The sequence below is a fragment of the uncultured Campylobacter sp. genome, assembly GCF_938040115.1.
Lineage (GTDB): Bacteria > Campylobacterota > Campylobacteria > Campylobacterales > Campylobacteraceae > Campylobacter_A.
The window spans coordinates 1-1893 of record NZ_CALHXD010000011.1 but is presented as its reverse complement, the minus strand read 5'-3'; the positions used below and the strand labels follow the sequence as shown (position 1 = coordinate 1893).

Sequence of the window (1893 nt, the reverse complement as noted above, 5' to 3'; positions counted from 1 at the left end):
AAACGCCTGAGGAATTAGGTGAAAAAGTCGTAAAAACTATCAAAAATAACCCAGTCGATATGGCGTTTTTAGTTAAAACCGATAGCAAAGACGAGCAAGATAAAATAGCCAAAAAAATAGAAAAAGAGCTAGAAAATAATAAATCAGATAAGATACTTGATGCCTCTGTTTATAAAATAAACATGATAGACCATAAGCATGCCGAGCTTGTAATTGAAATAAAATTTGCAAGCGGAGGGAGAGAGGACTCGTAAATTTGCGATTGAAAAATTTGACGGGATTTGGTATTTAAAAAATCCACTTTAAAAAATTAATTTGGGAGCCAAATCGCTCCCAAAAGTTATTTTAAAGTAGCCTTTAGTAGCTAATTTTTATGCCAAGTTTAATATTTACTTTTTAAATCTCACAAAAAACGCAAATGCCCAATGTCGTTTATTTGGCAAGCACAACTGATGTACGCATTCTCACGAGCGGTAGAAATCGGATTAATATCGTCCAAGTAGTCCCGCCAAAAAGTAAAACGTTAAAAGTTATGATTAAAATTGCGATTATTTTTAAAATTTGAGCCCTTTCAAAAATACAAATTTAACCCCTGCGTCGCTCGCACCAAGCTCACGCTGCTTTTTTATTGCCGTTAAATTTGGCGCCTTTAAATTTTAGTTCGCCGCAAAATCTTTTGCCAAATTTCGCCTCGACTATGAGAACTAGCACGAAAAATATCTTTTCGTCGTTTAAAAAAGAAATTTGACGCAGGGTTTGATTTGCGCCGTTAAATTTAACGCCGTTTTCGCGCAATGTACGGCAAAACTCGGCCTCATCAAAGCCTAGTTTTTGCGAGATCTCAGCGATCGTATATGGCTCTAGCGATGCGATGATGCGGTCCATGTTGCACATGCTCGGGTTTTTGCGGCGAGTGACGACGTCGATGAATTCATTTGCGAGCTTAACGAGTTTTTTCTTGCGATTTATCACGTGCAAAACGGCCGCGAGCGCAACCAAAAAGCCCGCAAATTTATGCGCGCCCATCCAAAACTCGCCGTACTCTCCGAGCGCGAAATTTACCCCCGAAAACGCGAGCAAACTAAGCCCCAAAATCAGCGTGCAAATGAGGCAAAATTTATAAACAATCTCGAATTTAAGCATAAAATCCCCCAAAATATATTTTCGTAATTATACATTTTTAAAATAAGCAATATTTTAAGGACAGATTTTATCCTTTTATTGACGCAAATCATTCGATTAAATTCTCGTTTTGGATAAACTATCGCCCGAATTTTCATATCACAAAGGAGAAAAGTATGCGTGAATACAAGAAGTATTGGTGGGCGCTGGTAGCAGTCGTTACTATCGCCTTCGGGATACTCGGCTACTACGGCGTAGAGGTTTACCGCGAAGCGCCGCCGGTGGTGAGTTTCGCCGATAAAAACGGCAAAATAATAGTCGAGCAAGAGCAAATTTATAAAGGTCAAGAGGCCTGGCAGAGCATCGGCGGTATGCAGGTGGGCTCTGTGTGGGGACACGGAGCGTATCAGGCGCCTGACTGGACGGCTGATTGGCTGCATAAAGAGCTAGTCGCGTTTATGGATATAAAGGCAAATCAGCTTTACGGAGTTAAATTTAATGCTCTAAACGCCGAACAACAAGCCAACATCAAGGCTCTAACCAAGAGCGAATACCGCACGAATACGCTAAAAAACGGCGTTATAACGATCAGCGACGAGAGGATTGCGGCAGCAAAAGTAGTGCGTGATGAGTATAATGGGCTTTTTGGCAACGATCCGAAATACCAGAAGCTACGCGAAAACTACGCGATGAAAAACAACACGCTGGCTAAAGAAGAAAACCGCGAGCAGCTAAATGATTTCTTCTTCTGGGCGACCTGGGCTACGGCGA

2 protein-coding genes and 1 pseudogene are annotated in these 1893 nt (G+C 41.3%); 2 read left to right on the top strand and 1 reads right to left on the bottom strand.

Translation table 11 applies throughout. The features are described from left to right. On the top strand, positions 1-254 hold a 254-nt coding region (locus Q0314_RS00445), incomplete at its 5' end, for a hypothetical protein (protein WP_298055284.1). A 358-nt stretch (positions 255-612) separates the two neighbouring features. Here the strand turns inward: Q0314_RS00445 and Q0314_RS00440 are convergent. Further along, positions 613-1143 carry a chemotaxis protein gene (locus Q0314_RS00440; protein WP_298055281.1) on the bottom strand — a complete coding sequence of 177 codons (531 nt, stop codon included), beginning with the start codon at positions 1141-1143 and terminating at the stop codon, positions 613-615. A 155-nt stretch (positions 1144-1298) separates the two neighbouring features. Here Q0314_RS00440 and Q0314_RS00435 point away from each other — a divergent pair. Next, positions 1299-1893, top strand: a pseudogene (locus Q0314_RS00435) (nitric-oxide reductase large subunit); the annotation flags it as partial.